A 15,674-nucleotide genomic window follows, 5' to 3' on the forward strand; every position below is an offset into this window, starting at 1 on the left:
TACATGCCAAGCCTGCAGGCGTTGTGTAAATGGGGTAGAGGGACCTGTCGCGGAGTCCTGCAGAACTCCGAAAGAGTTACAAAGCCGTTTTATAACCGAATCGAGTTGGAAAATCGAGCCATAGAGAGTGAAAGCCTCGTAAGTGAAATAAAAAGGCCTCTTAGACAGACACCCAAGTAATACGGAGCACGTGAAATTCCGTACGAATCCGGGCCGACCACGGTCCAAGGCTAAACACATTCAGCGACCGATAGAGAAACAGTACCGAGAGGGAAAGGTGAAAAGCACCCCTGGCGGGGAGTGAAACAGACCTGAAACCTCGTGCTAACAAGCAGAGGGAGCATCTTCGGATGTGACCTCGTGCCTCTTGGAAAATGAGCCGTCGAGTTATAGTACGTGGCAAAGTTAAAAACTACAAGGTTTGCAGCTGCAGCGAAAGCGAGTCTGAACAGGGCGCAAGTCGCGTGCTATAGACCCGAAGCCATACGATCTATCCATGTCCAGATTGAAGACCGGGTAACACCGGTCGGAGGATCGAACCACAGCCTGTTGAAAAAGGCCTGGACGAGGTGTGGATAGGAGTGAAAAGCTAATCGAGTATGGTGATAGCTGGTTCTCCCCGAAATGCATTGAGGTGCAGCCTCAATCGACAGACTGCAGGGGGTAAAGCACTGAATAGGTAAGGGGGCAGGCACTGCCTGCCGAGCTTAATCAAACTCAGAATACCTGCAGATCAAGATTGGGAGTGAGACTGCGAGTGCGAAGATCCGTAGTCGAAAGGGAAACAGCCCAGCCCGACAGCTAAGGTCCCAAAGCCCATGCTAAGTGTTACAAGGATGTGGGGATGCCCAGACAGCCAGGAGGTTGGCTCAGAAGCAGCCACCCTTGAAAGAGTGCGTAACAGCTCACTGGTCGAGCGTCCCTGCGCCAAAAATGTGGGGGGCTAAGCATGGCGCCGAAGCTTCGGATTCAATGGAGATATCTATTGACTGGTAGGGGAGCGTTCTTTATAGGACGAAGCAGTGCTGTAAGGCACTGTGGACAATAAAGAAGTGAGAATGACGGCATGAGTAGCGAAAAGTGTGCGAAAAACACACTCACCGAAAACCCAAGGATTCCTGGGGAAGGTTCATCCACCCAGGGTTAGGCGGGACCTAAGGCGAGGCCGAAAGGCGTAGTCGATGGACAGCGGGTAGACAATCCCGCCCTTCGGTAGCTCGTTTGACAGAAGTGGTGACGCAGAAAGCTATGCACGCCGGGTGATGGAAATCCCGGTACAAAGTCGTAGGCTGAAAAAAGAGGCAAATCCCTTTTTNAAAGGCCGAGAACTGACGTGGAAGAATCTAATTCGAGAAGGTGCAAATGCTCGGCTGCCGAGAAAAGCCACTATGGAGAACTATCGAACCCGTACTCAAAACCGACACAGGTGGGTTGGCTTAGAAGGCTAAGGTGAACGGGATAACCATTGTTAAGGAACTCTGCAAGTTGACTCCGTAACTTCGGGAGAAGGAGTGGCTGGAGATGTCAAAACTATACGTAATAAGCATCTTTGGTTCGCAGAAACCAGGCTCAGGCGACTGTTTAACTAAAACACAGGACTCTGCTCAAGGCGCAAGCCGAAGTATAGGGTCTGACACCTGCCCGGTGCTGGAAGGTTAAAGGGAGAAGTTAGACGCAAGTCGAAGCCTTGAACTGAAGCCCCAGTAAACGGCGGCCGTAACTATAACGGTCCTAAGGTAGCGAAATTCCTTGTCGGGTAAGTTCCGACCTGCACGAAAGGTGTAACGATCTGAGCGCTGTCTCGACAGTGGACCCGGTGAAATTGTGGTACTGGTAAAGACGCCAGTTACCCGCAGTAGGACGGAAAGACCCCGTGGAGCTTTACTGTAACTTGATATTGAATTTCGGTATAGTATGTATAGGATAGGTGGGAGTCAGTGAAATAAGGACGTCAGTCTTTATGGAGACGCCGTTGGAATACCACCCTTATTGTGCTGGGATTCTAACCGCAAGCATTGAAGCATGATGCGGGACATTGTCAGGCGGGCAGTTTGACTGGGGCGGTCGCCTCCCAAAGAGTAACGGAGGCGCGCGAAGGTCACCTCAGTGTGAATGGAAAACACACAAAGAGCGTAAGGGTATAAGGTGGCTTAACTGTGAGACTGACAGGTCGATCAGAAACGAAAGTTGGTCCTAGTGATCCGGTGGTCCTGAGTGGAAAGGCCATCGCTCATCGGATAAAAGCTACCCCGGGGATAACAGGCTGATGCCGCCCGAGAGTTCCTATCGACGGCGGCGTTTGGCACCTCGATGTCGGCTCATCGCATCCTGGGGCTGAAGCAGGTCCCAAGGGTTGGTCTGTTCGCCCATTAAAGCGGTACGTGAGCTGGGTTCAGAACGTCGTGAGACAGTTCGGTCCCTATCCACTGTGGGCGCAAGGTATTTGAGAGGAACTGTCCCTAGTACGAGAGGACCGGGATGGACGGACCGCTAGTGAACCAGTTATTCCGCCAGGAGTAAAAGCTGGGTAGCCATGTTCGGATCGGATAACCGCTGAAGGCATCTAAGCGGGAAGCCGGCCTCAAGATGAGATACCTCATTGCATAAGCAAGTAAGGTGTCCGGCAGACGACCGGTTAGATAGGTTGGGAGTGTAAGAGGGTAACGCCCTTTGAGCTGACCAATACTAATACACCGAGGCCTTAACCTCATAAATCCTTTATAGACCTGATAGAAGGTTTATATAAAGTTTCCGGTGATTATGGAGAGAGGGTCCCACCCAGTTCCATGCCGAACCTGGCAGTTAAGCCTCTCATCGCCGATGGTACTACGGAGGGTATCCGTGGGAGAGTAGGTCGTTGCCGGAATTAATTGAGAAAACAGACTCAGGAGATTATCCTGGGTTTGTTTTTTTATAGCCGATTGGCAACGGTTTTAGTTTGTGCCGGACCTGGCAGTTAAGCACTCCATCGCCGATGGTACTATTGTGTTCGCCCTTTGTATCAAGTTATAATCGTTGACGGCGGAGGTGGGGGTTATGCAGTTTCCAAAACGGAGCGCCATGAATATCGTGCAGGAGATCGGGGACGTTATCGGCGAGAAGATAAATATGATGGATTCGGAGGGAGTCATCATCGCCAGTACCGACCCGGCGCGGATGAAGACCTTCCATGCCGGCGCCAAGAAGCTGGTCGAGGAGCGGCTGGACGAGCTTGTCGTGCGTTATGATGGAGAATTTGACGGCGCCAGGCAGGGCATAAATCTGCCCATCACCTTCGAGGAGAAGATCGTGGGGGTGATCGGCGTCACGGGGCCTTATGAAAAGGTGCGCAAGTATGGGCAGATCATCAAGAAGATGACGGAGATACTCATTCTCGATATCGCGCTCTCAGAGCAGTTGGGCATCGAGAACCGCGCTCGCAGCCGTTTTCTCAACGACTGGGTCCACGCGTCGCCGGCCGAGGTCGCGACTCTCGCCGAAAGCGCCAGAAGCCTTCATATAGATATCACCATACCGCGCCGGGTGCTGCTCCTTTCGGTCGTGCCGCTCAGGAACGACGGCGCCACGGAGACGCAGGTCACGATCGAAGGGGCGGAGCGGCGTGTCTCCGAGTTCTGCGGGGCCGGCAAGGATATTATAGTTTTCAAGCTTGAAAGCCGTATCGCGCTGCTTGTCCCGGCTCAGTCCGACGAGGGGATGCTGACCTTTGCCTCCGGCCTTAAACGCGAGGTCGAAGGTTGCTGTCCTGTTTCGCTGGCGATCGGGATCGACGCCGAATACAGGGGCTACCAATATATGGCGGCAGCCTTTGAGCGCGCGGAGAGGGCGCTGCGTACATGTCTGCGTTCCCCGTCGAGGCAGCCGCGTCTTTACGACAGTCTCAACATGGAGATTTTTCTCGGCGAGATCCCGGACGCCGTTAAGGCCGAATATGTCAAAAGGATCTTCCGCAACTGCGCGCCGGAGGAGATCGCCGCCTGCATATCTATGCTTGAGCTTTATTACGAATGCGAGGGCTCCGTCTCCGAGGCGTCGAAGCGGCTTTTCATCCATAAGAACACGCTGCAGTACCGGCTGCGGCGGCTGGCCGATACCACGGGCTACGATCCGCGCTCGATAAAGTTCAGCTCGCTCTATTACAACGCGATCCATTTTTACCGCGACATTTCAAACATCATTTAAATCGCATGTTACACAGAACAATAATTTAATGTAATTATTGTTTCTTGTAATATTGTTCTGCCTTCTGCAACATGATATCTTAATACGACAAAGCGCTTTAATAAAGAAAAAATATATCGGAGGCGAAACTAAATGACAGGTATTCCTCTCATTGTTGTGTTTGTGCTGGCAATTGTGGTTATGATCGTCGCGATCTCAAAGTATAAGATCCATCCGTTTCTTTCGATCATGACGGTGTCGCTTGTCTTCGGAATAATCGCGGGGGTTCCCATCGCGGAGCTGCCGAAGACCATCGGCGAGGGTTTCTCGGGGACGTTTAAAAGCATCGGCATCGTCATTATTTTCGGCGCGCTTGTCGGCACTCTGCTTGAGAAGACGGGAGCCGCGCTCAAGATGGCGGACCTCGTCGTCAAGGTCGTCGGCAAAAAGCATCCCGAGCTTGCGATCCTGATCATGGGCTGGATAGTCTCGATCCCGGTATTCTGCGACAGCGGTTTCGTGATCCTCAACCCGATAAGAAAGGCCCTTACAAAGCGGACCGGCACCTCAAGCGTAGCGATGACGGTGGCTCTTTCGATGGGGCTTTACATTTCCCACTGCTTTATTCCGCCGACGCCGGGGCCGATAGCCGCCGCCGACTCCTTAGGCATTGGAGACCATTTGCTGCTCGTCATTCTGCTCGGCGCCGTACTTTCAATACCGCCGCTTGTGGCCGGCTATCTTTTCGCCCTCTATATCGGCGGGAAGGTCAAGGCGCGCGACGATGAAGAGGACGCTTCGCTTGTGAAGAGCTATGATCAGCTGATCGCCGAATATGGCAAGCTGCCGGGCGGCTGCGCGTCGTTCGCCCCCATCATCGTGCCTATCATTCTGATGGCGCTGGCCTCGGGGCTTGCGATGGCGAAGATCAACTGCCCCGTTATAGCCTTTCTCGGGACGCCCGTGATCGCGCTCGCCGTCGGCGTGATCCTCGGCGTCGTTCTGCTGGCCTCGGCGCGCAAGATGGATGAATTTTACGCGATAACCAACGATACGCTGATGATCGTTGGGCCGATACTTTTCATTACAGCGGCGGGCGGCGTGCTCGGCAAGGTTATCAGCGTTTCGGGAATGGTGCAGTATATCACGGCCAATTCCAACGTCCTTTCCACGATAGGCATTTTCTTCCCGTTCGTGCTCGCGGCGATACTCAAGACGGCGCAGGGCTCGTCAACGGTCGCGATAACAACCACGGCGGGAATGCTTGCTCCGGTGCTGCCGGCGCTCGGGCTTGATTCACCGGTTCTGGCGGCGCTCTGCGTCATCGCCATCGGCGCGGGCGCGATGACCGTCTCCCACGCGAACGACTCATACTTCTGGGTGGTCACCAATTTTGGTGAAATGGAGCCGCAGCAGGGATACAGGACGCAGACGCTCGGTACTCTCGTTATCGGCCTCGCTTCGATGCTCGGTGTCTATATCGCCTATATGGTGCTCGCATAAGGGCCGTGGACAGGTTTCGTTCTTTCGTTGCCGGAGGGTTGAGGATGTCATGAAAAGGTTTATTCTGATCCCCGATTCGTTCAAGGGTACCATGAGCTCGATGGAGATATGCGGGATCATGGCTGAGGCAATAAAGGCGCATATTCCCGACGCCGGCGTGCGCGGCATCCCCGTGGCGGACGGCGGAGAGGGCACGGTGGAGGCGTTTATTTCCGCCGTTGGCGGAGAGAAACGTGAAACCGCCGTCACCGGCCCCCGGTTTGAGAAGATAAGCTCGTTTTACGGAGCGCTGTACGACGGAAAGACCGCTGTCGTGGAGATGTCCGCCGCCGCGGGGCTGCCGCTGATGGGTAGCAGCCTCGACGTTCTTGGCAGCACGACCTTCGGCGTCGGCGAATTGATCCTCGAAGCGGTCAGAGGCGGTGCGGGACAGGTGATAATCGGCCTTGGCGGCAGCGCGACGAACGACGGCGGCTGCGGCGCGGCCGCGGCGCTCGGCGTCGTTTTTCGCGACGGAGAGGGACGTCCCTTCGTTCCTACGGGCGGCACGCTCTCTTCGATCGCCTCGGTGGAGACGGGCGGCATCGCGCCGGAGCTGAAAGATGTCAGGATCACGGCGATGTGCGACATAGACAATCCGCTTTACGGCGAGAGGGGCGCGGCTTACGTTTTCGCTCCGCAAAAAGGAGCCTCGCGTGAAGTGGTCCAGCTCCTCGACGCCGGCTTAAAACACCTCAATGAGACTGTCAAGCGCTGCCTCGGCGCGGACCGCGCCGAGGACAGAGGCGCCGGCGCGGCCGGCGGCATGGGCTACGGTTTCGCGGCGTTTCTCGGCGCGGAATTGAAAATGGGAATAGACGTCGTGCTTGACGCGGTCGACTTCGACGGTCTCCTTAAGGGAGCGGACTGCGTATTCACGGGCGAGGGCAGGATAGACTCGCAGAGCCTCGGCGGAAAGGTTGTCATCGGAGTCGCGCGCCGCGCGAAGAGACGCGGCGTGCCGGTGATCGCGGTCGTCGGAGATGTCGGCGACGGCATCGGCGGCGCTTACGAAGAAGGGGTATCCGCGATCTTCCCGATCAACCGCGTGGCGGTCCCCTACAGCGAGGCGCGGCTGCGCGCAAAAAGCGACCTGCGGCTGACGGTCGAGGACATCGTCCGGCTGATAAAGACAGCCGAGCTGCGGCAGAGCGATGTCCGCCGCCTGCCTTTGTAAAGGAATTCCGGGAATGCCGGCGTAAGGGACCGCTTCCCGCGAGTTTTCAGCAAGCAGGAAGGTAATAATAAGTAAGCCCGGCCTCCAAGGCCGGGCTTGTTCATTTAATGCGCCGTTTTTAGTTCCGGCAGCCTGAAGTCTTCAACGAGCTCTCTTATCAGGTCTTTTACCTTGCCGATCGATTTGACCTGTGATACGTTGCTGCCGCAGAAGAAGAGACCGTTTTCCCAGTCGCCCTTATAGGCGCTTACCAGAGCGTCGGCGATGCAGAAGGTCTCGTGCTGAAGGCGGCAGAGGCAATGTGAGAGGCACCCCGCGCGGCAGCCCACTTTTTCCAGCGCTCCGGAGAAGTAGCGTTCGATGAGCGGGCTCATGATCGCGCGCCCCGGCAGCCCGCAGGGGCTCTTTATGAGAACGACGTCCTTCTCTTCCGCATCGATGTATGCCTGCTTGAAGCGGTCGGAGGCGTCGCCCTCTTCGGTGGCGGCGAAGCGGGTGCCCATCTGGACGCCGCTCGCGCCCATTTCCAGGGCATCCTTGATGTCCTTACCGTCCCAGATGCCGCCAGCCGATATTACCGGTATATTATGGCCCAATTCTTTTAAATACTTTACAAGCGCGGGAACGACCTCTTTCAGCGAAAGATTTTCGTCCATAGCCTGTTCCTGATCGCGGGCCCCCAGATGGCCTCCGGCGGTATTCGGGGTCTCGACGACGAAGGCGTCGGGAAGCCTGCCGTAGTGTTTGAGCCAGCGGTTGAGGATGAGTCCCGCCGCCTTGACGCTGCTCACGATCGGCACAAGCGCGGTGTCGGGATATCCCTCTGCCAGCTGCGGCAGTTTGAGCGGCAGCCCCGCGCCCGAGATGATGATATCCGCCCCCGCCTCGCAGGAGGTGCGGACAAGCTGATCGTAGTCGCTCAGCGCGCACATGCAATTTACCGCGATGACGCCCCCGTTTGAAGTTTCCTTGGCCTCTTTTATGTATTGTGAAAGTATTTTGTGGTTTTGATTATCGATATTTTTACTGCCGGAACCCATATCAAAATCAGGCGACGAAGCGGCGAGCCCCACGGAGGCGATGGTGCCGATCCCTCCCGCGGCGGCTACGGCGCCGGCCAACCTGGGACCTGACACCATTATGCCCATTCCTCCCTGGATGATGGGATATTTAGGCTGATGTTTCCCAATGGTTAATAATGGTAATTCTATTTTTTTATCGATCATTTTAAGTTCCTTCCAGGTATTTGTTTAAAAATATTATATCCATTAATATAATAATGGAATCTTGTATATACTATTCCATAAAACCCGCTTTGGCAAGCCCTTTTTAGAATATTGCCGGGGGAAGATAAGATAGAATTGTATTGTTATAGTTTACTTATAGTTGACATTATGGTTGTTTTTAAATATAGTATATTAAAAGTTTTTATAAAGGAGAATATGTTACATGGAGGATATGGCTTCGCGTGCCATCGGGCTTTGCGACTGCAATAATTTCTTTGTCTCCTGCGAACGGCGTGAAAATCCGGCGCTTATTGACCGGCCGGTGGTCGTCCTGAGCGGCAACGACGGATGTATCGTTGCGCGTTCCAACGAAGTGAAGGCTATGGGCGTGCCGATGGGTGAGCCCTATTTCAAGGTCAGGGGGCTGTTGGAACGCGCCGGCGCGGCGGTGCTCAGCGGCCGCCTTTCTCTTTATAACAAGATCTCCGCCGAGGTAATGTCGCGTCTTGCGTGTTTCAGCGATGTCACGGAGGTCTATTCGATAGATGAGGCTTTTATAAATCTCGCGATACCATCAATAAAGGACCCCGCCGCCTATTGCATGGAGCTGCGGAAGGATATCTGGCGGCATTGTTCGATCCCCGTATCGGTGGGGATATCTTCCACGAAGACGCTGGCAAAGCTGGCGTCGCACTGCGCGAAGCATTCTGATAGCGGGGTCTTTTGGCTGAAGCGGGACTCTTATGCCGATCCGCGGTGGATGGCGCAGTTTGAGGTCGGCGATATATGGGGAGTCGGGAGGCGTATGGCAAAGCGCCTCAATCTCTATCACCGGATCTTGACCGCCGCGGATTTTGTATCGGCGGACGATCTGCTTCTTAAACGGGATTTTTCTGTAAACGCTCTTTATACGGCCTGGGAGCTGCGCGGCTATCCGGTCTATCCGCTCGCGGGAGGTCGGCGCGCGCCTAAGTCCATACAGGTCTCCCGTTCTTTTGGCGAGGCGGTATTCTCTTACGACGAACTGCAGGAGGCTGTATCATATTTTACGCTCTGTGCCGCGCGGCAGCTGCGGGCCGCGAAGCAACGCGCCTCGCGCATGGGGGTATACATAACGACGAGCCGTTTCCGCACGGATAATTTCTACGCGCGCGAAGACGCGCGCTCTTTTTCGTCTCCCCGTTCGCTTGACTGTGATTTTTTATCTGCGGCCAGGGATATGCTTGCCGGCATCTACAGAGAAGGCTGCGCCTATAAGAAGGCGGGGGTGGTCCTCGATGACTTTACCGATGTCAGCTGCGGCGTGCAGCAGCTTCTGTTTGATGAGGAGGGGCGGCCTGCGGCGCGGGAGGGGAAGTTCCTGCTGGCGGCCGCCGTCACCGACTCCCTGAACCGCGAATTCGGGCGCCTCGTCATCGGCTCCGCCGATAATTTCGGCGCGCCGGAGAGAAAGTCAAAATGGTATCCGCGGCGCGGGCATAGCGCCGCCGAGAACGATTACCGTGACCGCCCGGCGCTGCCGATCGGCCCTTCGAGAAGGGTCGGTTTTTAGGGGGGCCGCCGTAAAATAAAAAGGAAGAGAGGCCTTTGAACAACGATCGAAGGCCTCTCTTATATCTTTGCAAGGCGGCCGGATGCGCCGCTTTTTTGTTTTTAGAATTTCTGGAAGATCGAGGGTTTTGCTCCGCAAATGGGGCAGGGGCTGCTTGTTTCGCCCTTGTGGATGAATCCGCAGATGGGGCAGAGATAGTAATCGGAATCGGTATTGCTCATATCGGCAAGCGCCTCTTTGTAGAGCTTCGCATGTACCTTTTCTGCTTCGTTGGCATAGTGGAAGATACGGGCTGCTTCTTTGTTGCCCTCGGCCTTTGCCTGTTCGATCATCGGGGGATACATCTCGGAGAATTCATAGGTCTCTCCGTCAATACCGGCCTGAAGGTTGTCCGCCGTTGTGCCCACGCCGCCCTTTGCCTTGAATTCAGCGAAAGCGTGAATGGTCTCCGCCGCCGCGGTGGCGCGGAAGAGCTTCGCTATGCCGGCAAATCCGTCCTTTTCCGCCTGCTCGGCGAACATAAGGTACTTACGGTTGGCCTGTGATTCTCCCGCGAAAGCGGTTGCGAAATTTTCCTGTGTGGTTGACATGATCAGTTTTCCTCCTTGTGGTTTTTATGCCCTATTTCTTGGTTTAATTCCCAAAACCTATATAGTTATTTAAAACTATTTTAGTTTAACGCCATTCTCTAATTTTGTCAAGTTTAAAAACGGAATTTTTCTTAATATTCGACGCCTTTGCGCGCGCTGACGCCGCTGCGGTATGGATGCTTGATCTCTTTTATCTCGCTGACGAGATCTGCCATTTCGAGCAGTGATTTCGGCGCGTTTCTCCCTGTGAGAACGATCTCTGTTTTTTCAGGTTTACGGCCGATCAGCTCCGCTACGTCGTCGGCGTCGATGAGTCCGAAGTCTATCGCGACGTTGATCTCGTCGAGTATAACGAGGTCATATTCACCGGAGGCGATGAACTTTTCGGCCTCTTTCAGACCGCGCGACGCCTCTGTAAAGTCTTCTGCCGTTTCGTCGCCGCGGAAGATGCATTTGTCACGGCCGGTGTGGACGAGAGTCACATTTGGCAGATGCTTGACGGCGGCCAGCTCGCCATACTGTGCCCAGCCCTTCATGAACTGCACTATCGCGACGCGCGCGCCGTGGCCGCAGGCGCGCAGCGCCAGCCCGAGGGCGGCGGTAGTCTTGCCTTTTCCATCCCCGGTGTATATTTCAATGAGTCCTTTTGAGCCAAACATCTTATCACACACCTTCCCCTTTTATTTTCTCAATATTGCTTTACTATGCATCAGTATTTTGTATGTCTTTTTATAAAATCCTCTATGAGTTTTGCGGAGATGCTGATGCCGCGGTAGTATTCGGGGATTTCACCGGGGGCGAACCAGCGGACGTCGGTGACTTCCGTGGTGTCCGGGCAGATGTCCCCCGATTCCCATTCGGCGACAAAGCCGAGCATCAGCGAACGCGGGAATGGCCAAGGCTGGCTGTTGAAGTATCTTATGTTCTTGACTCGTATCCGCGATTCCTCGTAGACCTCGCGCGCGACGCACTCTTCAAGGCTCTCTCCCGGCTCGACGAAGCCCGCAAGCACGCTGTAGCGCCCCGCGGGGAAGTTGACGCCGTGTCCGAGAAGGATTTTCCCCTCTTTCTCGACGCAGACGATGATCGCCGGCGAGATGACGGGGTAAAATAGTTCCCCGCACGAGGGGCATCTCATAGCGCCCTCCGCCGGGTCGAAGAGGTTCGCCGCGCCGCATCTGCCGCAGTGTTTATGGAGTCTCTGCCAGTCCATGATGTGGAAGGCCTTGCCGATGCGGAAGAATTGTTCCTCGCCGACCGCCGTCCAGCAGCCGCGCCGTTCGCAGGCGGCGAAGCCCTCGGGCAGCGCCGCCTCCGTATCGAGCTCCGCCCAGCGGTCCCCGACGCGCGCCGCCCCCTGTCCGCGCCCAGCGCGGACATCATAGATTTCTTCAGGGGGCAAGCCTGCGGATGCGTCTGCCGCGCACGCCGCCCCCTGTCCGCGCCCAGCGCGGACATCATAGATTTCTTCAGGGGGCAAGCCTGCGGATGCGTCTGCCGCGCACGCCGCGTTGTCTTCTTTATCTACGCAGCCGCTGTTGAGGAAGTTCTTCCTGAACTTCCCCGCGTCTGTCGCTTCCGGTATCGCGCCGTTTTCTTTGAGGATTATTTTTCCGTTTTGAAATATATAATAAAAGGACATTCCGAAGCCTTCCCTCGTCTGCTTTGATATTGGCAGTTATGATTATTTATTTTACTGGACTTATGCCAAAAAGAACACTATTATTTATCGTAAGCCGTTGGTCAAATATGTCTTTTATGGCCGGTGCTGCCGTCCGCCGGTATCGCGGGGGACGGCGTATTTGGCCGGCCGGGCAAAGGCGATGAGCTGCCGGACATATTCTGTCGATCGGTAAAAAACCTTCAGGAGGGCTTTGTAATGATCGAAAAGTTGGAGAATGTAACAGCTATAGCCAAGGCTAACGTATATTTTGACGGGAAAGTGGTCAGCCACACTGTTTATCTGGCAAACGGCGACCGCAAGACGCTCGGGCTCTTTCTCCCCGGTGAGTACGAGTTCGGAACGGGCGACGCCGAGATCATGGATCTCACCGACGGCGTCTGCCAGGTGCTCCTTCCCGGTTCAAAGGAGTGGCAGGAGCTTAAGGCGGGCGAGTCCTTCAATATACCGGCGAACAGCAAGTTCGGCTTCCGCTGCTATGTCCCGGTGCAGTATGTCTGTTCCTACGTAAAAGCCTGATCCGATATGCCGGCCGCGCCTTTATACGCCGCGGCGATAAAGATAATAAAAAGCGCTCCCCGCCTGTGACGGGGAGCGCTGCGCTTGCTGTATCAGAATCAGGCGCGGTATCCAGCGGGCGGCCTTTTATTCCGGGAACCTGGCGCCGGGCTTCAGCTCGAGGATCTTGTTTTTGATATGGAGAAGGCGGCGGTCGTCAGGGGGGTGCGAGTTGAATCCGCTCGGTTGGGTGTTGTTCACCTTGGCGAGTTTGCTGATCGCGCTGTACATGCCGACGGGGTCCTCTCCGTTTTTAACGGCGAGTTCCACGGAGTAGTCGTCGGCCTCGATCTCCTGTTCGCGGCTCCAGCCGGAGTTTACGAGGTTTGCGCCGACGTTGACGGCGGTGCCGGCCAGGTCTCCGCCTAACAGCTGTCCGAGGATCGCCGCGGCGATCGAGAGTCCGGCGCCGCGCGAGGCGCTCTTATGCATATGGTTCAGCCTGACGTGTCCCGCCTCATGAGCGAATACGGCGTAAAGCTCCGCTTCGGTGTCCAGCATATTGAGCAGCCCGGTGGTCACCGTAACAGATTCGCCGTTCGTGACCCAGGCGTTGGGGGTCTCTTCATCTTTTATATAAAAAGGCAGCGCGGTCAAAGCCGTCGGCTCCGCCACTTTGTTCCAGATACGTTTCGCCTCCGCGCGGGAAATGAGCGCCTCCGCCGGCAGCGGGACGGAGATGATGAGCAGCGCTAACACGGTAAGGGCTGTTTTCATTATCTTCATTCATTCTCACCTTCCATCAACAGATCATGTTTTCTATATTATACTCAAGTGCGGCTCTAAATACAAAAAGGGACGCGCGTGGCCGCGTCCCTGATGTGTCCGTTCCGTCGTTTGGAGAGCTATTTTTCGCGCGGCTGCTGCCATTTGCCTTCAAAGACGAAGCTGTCCAGGGGAAGCCGCTCCCGCTTTTCAAGTTCGCGCTCTTTGAGTTCGCCCTCCAGCAGGGAGGGTTCTCCCACGTAGCCTACGGCGATGGCCACCAGCGGTTCGTAACCGTCGGGGACGCCGTAATACTCGCGCACGGCCTCCGTTGAGAAGCCTGCCATCGGGTGTCCCTGAAGCCCCTGCGCCGCGGCTTCCAGCAGAAGGTTCTCCAGCGCCAGGCCGCAGTCGTGCATCGCCCAGCGGTTCGGTTTATTATTGTAATCGAAGCTGTTTTTCACCACGAGGATCATCAGAAGCTGTGCCCGCTTTGCCCATACCTGATTGGAATCCGCAAGGCAGGAGAGCATCTTTTCAAACTCCGGCGGGTTGCCTTTAGAGGCCGTGATGAAGCGCCACGGCTGTTCGTTGAACGCGGAGGGCGCCCAGCGCGCCGCCTCGAAGAGGGAAAGTACCTTATCGCTCTCTATCGTTCTGTCGGAGAATGCGCGCGGACTCCAGCGTTCCGCGATGAGTCCCGTTATTTCATGGTCTGCTGACGCTCTTTTGTCGATCATGTTATTCACCCCTGTTGGCAGTATTATGATTTCCATTTAAGACTACCTGTTTAAGTGTGCGGGCGAAAGCGTAAAAACTACGGCTTGGTAAAAATTTAACGGGATTATCGGGCAAACGAACATGATTGCCTGTAAAAGATCCCGGCTCAAATAACGAGCCGGGATCTGGCGTTCTTCTTATTTTGCTTGGGTATGTCGTCGTCCGTTATTTTGCGGCGTTGGGGCGCACGCATTTGAACCAGAAGGCGGCAAAGCATAGCGTGGCGAAGGCGATCCCCGCCGGGTAGCCGACCGCGGAGGCCGCCTTGAGGGCCGCCGCTCCTGTGAGAGCTTCGCCGGAAACCATCCTGGAGATGGCTGGTCCGAAGCCCTCGGGGGCCACAAGGATATATGTGCTGGATACCGCCGACATGAAGGTCGCCGGTATCGCCAGCGGCCAGAAATTGTGGCGCGCCTTGCAGAGGAATACCGCCGCCGCCCAGAGGGCGATCATCGCGAGGGTCTGATTGGACCAGGAGAAATAGCGCCAGATGACCTGGAAGTTCATGTTAGAGAGCAGGGCGCCGCAGAGAAGGAGCGGCACGGAGAGAAGCAGGCGTTTCACGCGCGGCTTCTGATCTATGTCAAACCAGTCGGCAAGGGTGAGGCGCGCGGAACGGAAGGCGGTGTCGCCGGAGGTTATCGGGCAGACGATGACGCCGATCATTGCGAGCACACCGCCCACCGGGCCAAGCACCCTTATGCAGATATCATAGACGAGCGCCGACTGCCCGGCGAGGCTCGTCGTCGCGTCCCAGAGCCCCTGCGTGCCGTTATAGACGCTGACGCCGGCCGCGGCCCATATCATCGCGATCACGCCCTCGGCGACCATCGCTCCGTAGAATACTTTGCGTCCCTGATACTCGTTCGTGATGCAGCGTGCCATCATCGGCGACTGTGTCGCGTGAAAGCCGGAGATGGCGCCGCAGGCGACGGTGATGAACATCAGCGGCCATATAGGCAGCGCGCGCGGATGCAGGTTGGCAAAGCCGTCCCACATCTCAGGCAGATTATATCCCCGTACCACAAGGCCGCCGCCGACTCCCACGCACATGACGATCAGCGCCGCGCCGAAGAAGGGGTAAAAACGCCCGATGATCTTATCTATGGGCAGGAGCGTGGCGAGGAAATAATAGACGAGGATGATCGCGAGCCAGAAGGTTACGTTGAGGGAGGCGGGGGTGAGAAGCGCGAGAAGTCCGGCCGGTCCCGTCGAGAATGTGGTCCCGACCAGTATGAGCAGCACCACTGCGAAGACGCGCATCACCGTCTTCATCTGCGGTCCCAGGTAGATGCCGACGATCTCGGATATGCTCGCCCCGTTATGGCGTTCGGAGAGCATCCCCGAGAAATAATCGTGCACGCCTCCGGCAAAGATCGTTCCAAATACGATCCAGAAATATACGACCGGTCCCCACAGGGCGCCGGATAGGGCCCCGAAGATCGGTCCCAGCCCGGCGATGTTCAGCAGCTGGATGAGGAAGGACTTCCACAGCGGAAGCGGCAGGTAGTCGACTCCGTCAGGATGGGCGATGGCGGGAGTCTCTCTGTCGTCAGGCGGCAGGAGTTTTTCCACAAAAAACGAATATGTCATGAACCCGGCAACCAAGGTAAGCAGCGCAATAAAAAACGTCAGCATAAAAAATCACCTCTCTAAATAGTTAATAATAGATACCTTGCCTTATGGAAAATATAGCACCGGA

Annotated in this window: 12 protein-coding genes and 2 rRNA genes (1 of these 14 running past the window's edge); 7 read left to right on the forward strand and 7 right to left on the reverse strand. The window is 55.8% G+C overall.

The genetic code is table 11. The features are described from left to right. From CLOEV_RS02855 to CLOEV_RS02875, 5 genes are all read left to right on the forward strand, one after another. Positions 1-2,709: ribosomal RNA gene (locus tag CLOEV_RS02855) — 23S ribosomal RNA — on the forward strand (it extends 263 nt beyond the left edge of the window). 41 nt (positions 2,710-2,750) lie between these two features. Next, positions 2,751-2,866: ribosomal RNA gene (gene rrf, locus CLOEV_RS02860) — 5S ribosomal RNA — on the forward strand. Positions 2,867-3,036: 170 nt separating this feature from the next. After that, on the forward strand, positions 3,037-4,182 hold the full coding sequence (locus CLOEV_RS02865; RefSeq protein WP_034441821.1) for a CdaR family transcriptional regulator: 1,146 nt from the start codon (positions 3,037-3,039) through the stop codon (positions 4,180-4,182). Between the two features lie 132 nt (positions 4,183-4,314). Beyond that, complete coding sequence (locus CLOEV_RS02870) at positions 4,315-5,664, forward strand: GntP family permease (protein ID WP_034441823.1); 1,350 nt, start codon at positions 4,315-4,317, stop codon at positions 5,662-5,664. Positions 5,665-5,713: 49 nt separating this feature from the next. Continuing rightward, on the forward strand, positions 5,714-6,880 hold the full coding sequence (locus CLOEV_RS02875; RefSeq protein ID WP_034441825.1) for a glycerate kinase family protein: 1,167 nt from the start codon (positions 5,714-5,716) through the stop codon (positions 6,878-6,880). A gap of 104 nt (positions 6,881-6,984) precedes the next feature. Here CLOEV_RS02875 and CLOEV_RS02880 read toward each other — a convergent pair whose 3' ends face one another. After that, positions 6,985-8,106: an NAD(P)H-dependent flavin oxidoreductase gene (locus tag CLOEV_RS02880; RefSeq protein WP_008710296.1), complete on the reverse strand. Its 1,122-nt coding sequence runs from the start codon at positions 8,104-8,106 to the stop codon at positions 6,985-6,987. Between the two features lie 223 nt (positions 8,107-8,329). Here CLOEV_RS02880 and CLOEV_RS02885 point away from each other — a divergent pair, with 223 nt between their 5' ends. Next, on the forward strand, positions 8,330-9,658 hold the full coding sequence (locus CLOEV_RS02885; protein ID WP_051484843.1) for a Y-family DNA polymerase: 1,329 nt from the start codon (positions 8,330-8,332) through the stop codon (positions 9,656-9,658). A gap of 101 nt (positions 9,659-9,759) precedes the next feature. On the opposite strand, the gene CLOEV_RS02890 is transcribed toward CLOEV_RS02885, so the two are convergent. The 3 genes from CLOEV_RS02890 to nudC form a co-directional block, all read right to left on the reverse strand. Continuing rightward, the gene (locus tag CLOEV_RS02890; protein WP_008710299.1) at positions 9,760-10,248 is read right to left on the reverse strand and encodes a rubrerythrin family protein; all 489 of its coding nucleotides are present in this window, start codon (positions 10,246-10,248) and stop codon (positions 9,760-9,762) included. Positions 10,249-10,379: 131 nt separating this feature from the next. Further along, complete coding sequence (gene cobO / locus CLOEV_RS02895) at positions 10,380-10,907, reverse strand: cob(I)yrinic acid a,c-diamide adenosyltransferase (RefSeq protein ID WP_008710300.1); 528 nt, start codon at positions 10,905-10,907, stop codon at positions 10,380-10,382. 50 nt (positions 10,908-10,957) lie between these two features. Beyond that, the gene (nudC, locus tag CLOEV_RS02900) at positions 10,958-11,890 is read right to left on the reverse strand and encodes an NAD(+) diphosphatase (RefSeq protein ID WP_051484844.1); all 933 of its coding nucleotides are present in this window, start codon (positions 11,888-11,890) and stop codon (positions 10,958-10,960) included. 237 nt (positions 11,891-12,127) lie between these two features. Here nudC and ppnP point away from each other — a divergent pair, with 237 nt between their 5' ends. After that, positions 12,128-12,448, forward strand: coding sequence for a pyrimidine/purine nucleoside phosphorylase (gene ppnP, locus CLOEV_RS02905; RefSeq protein WP_008710305.1), 321 nt, complete (start codon positions 12,128-12,130; stop codon positions 12,446-12,448). 126 nt (positions 12,449-12,574) lie between these two features. On the opposite strand, the gene CLOEV_RS02910 is transcribed toward ppnP, so the two are convergent. The 3 genes from CLOEV_RS02910 to CLOEV_RS02920 form a co-directional block, all read right to left on the reverse strand. Beyond that, positions 12,575-13,213, reverse strand: coding sequence for a M48 family metallopeptidase (locus CLOEV_RS02910; RefSeq protein WP_034441827.1), 639 nt, complete (start codon positions 13,211-13,213; stop codon positions 12,575-12,577). 119 nt (positions 13,214-13,332) lie between these two features. Beyond that, positions 13,333-13,932: a nitroreductase family protein gene (locus CLOEV_RS02915; RefSeq protein ID WP_147564182.1), complete on the reverse strand. Its 600-nt coding sequence runs from the start codon at positions 13,930-13,932 to the stop codon at positions 13,333-13,335. Positions 13,933-14,137: 205 nt separating this feature from the next. Continuing rightward, positions 14,138-15,610, reverse strand: a complete 1,473-nt coding sequence (locus CLOEV_RS02920; protein WP_034441829.1) for a carbon starvation CstA family protein — start codon at positions 15,608-15,610, stop codon at positions 14,138-14,140. Positions 15,611-15,674: the final 64 nt, after the last annotated feature.

This window comes from Cloacibacillus evryensis DSM 19522, assembly GCF_000585335.1.
GTDB classification, from domain to species: Bacteria; Synergistota; Synergistia; order Synergistales; family Synergistaceae; genus Cloacibacillus; species Cloacibacillus evryensis.

Bases quoted from the DNA above. Each gene is read 5' to 3' on its own strand.
- CLOEV_RS02920 (WP_034441829.1), bottom strand. From the start codon at position 15,610: ATGCTGACGTTTTTTATTGCGCTGCTTACCTTGGTTGCCGGGTTCATG.
- CLOEV_RS02885 (WP_051484843.1), top strand. From the start codon at position 8,330: ATGGAGGATATGGCTTCGCGTGCCATCGGGCTTTGCGACTGCAATAAT.
- CLOEV_RS02875 (WP_034441825.1), top strand. From the start codon at position 5,714: ATGAAAAGGTTTATTCTGATCCCCGATTCGTTCAAGGGTACCATGAGC.
- nudC (WP_051484844.1), bottom strand. From the start codon at position 11,890: ATGTCCTTTTATTATATATTTCAAAACGGAAAAATAATCCTCAAAGAA.
- CLOEV_RS02910 (WP_034441827.1), bottom strand. From the start codon at position 13,213: ATGAAGATAATGAAAACAGCCCTTACCGTGTTAGCGCTGCTCATCATC.
- ppnP (WP_008710305.1), top strand. From the start codon at position 12,128: ATGATCGAAAAGTTGGAGAATGTAACAGCTATAGCCAAGGCTAACGTA.
- CLOEV_RS02890 (WP_008710299.1), bottom strand. From the start codon at position 10,248: ATGTCAACCACACAGGAAAATTTCGCAACCGCTTTCGCGGGAGAATCA.
- CLOEV_RS02865 (WP_034441821.1), top strand. From the start codon at position 3,037: ATGCAGTTTCCAAAACGGAGCGCCATGAATATCGTGCAGGAGATCGGG.
- cobO (WP_008710300.1), bottom strand. From the start codon at position 10,907: ATGTTTGGCTCAAAAGGACTCATTGAAATATACACCGGGGATGGAAAA.
- CLOEV_RS02880 (WP_008710296.1), bottom strand. From the start codon at position 8,106: ATGATCGATAAAAAAATAGAATTACCATTATTAACCATTGGGAAACAT.
- CLOEV_RS02915 (WP_147564182.1), bottom strand. From the start codon at position 13,932: ATGATCGACAAAAGAGCGTCAGCAGACCATGAAATAACGGGACTCATC.
- CLOEV_RS02870 (WP_034441823.1), top strand. From the start codon at position 4,315: ATGACAGGTATTCCTCTCATTGTTGTGTTTGTGCTGGCAATTGTGGTT.